Annotated in this window: 1 pseudogene; it reads right to left on the reverse strand. The window is 40.5% G+C overall.

Annotated features, from left to right (window positions below):
- Positions 1–39 precede the first annotated feature (39 nt).
- Positions 40–516, reverse strand: a pseudogene (locus B2X72_RS22675) (TonB-dependent receptor); the annotation flags it as partial.

Below are 516 nucleotides of genomic sequence, written 5' to 3' on the forward strand. Positions count from 1 at the left end.
GCCGCTTTTTTATTATTCATTGATTTTTTAGCTGAGCTATTATTTGATGAAATAACGAACCCCAGTGTAGAACATGCGTCCTGTTAATGCTCCCCAAAGCATTGAAGTGTCAAAATAGTTTCCAAAGGGTTGATCCGCTGCAAGTATTGGCATATTTTGGAAATAATTAGACAGATTTTCTCCGCCCACATATACAGTGAAGTTTTTCTCTTTCCCAAAAGTTTTGCTAATCTGCGCATTCATGGTCGCATAAGCTTTTGATGCAGTAGGCATTTGATATTCAACGGGGTTCTCTGCTGTTGACGGAATGCGTTTTTGTCCAACTACATTCAACGTATAGTCTACACTCCAGCCAGAATGGTGATTATAAGCTAGGTTGACAAAACCACGGTGTTTGGCCAATAGCGGTTTGGTCTTTCTGCCACTTTCAAAATCAGTTTGGACATCAAGTAAGCGATAGGCCAATCTCGTTTCAAAATGTGGTGCTGGCATAAAGCGAAATTCGGTTTGCAAGCT

Origin of the sequence: Sphingobacterium sp. UBA7253, from assembly GCF_002472745.1 — a bacterium.
Classification (GTDB): Bacteria; Bacteroidota; Bacteroidia; order Sphingobacteriales; family Sphingobacteriaceae; genus Sphingobacterium; species Sphingobacterium siyangense.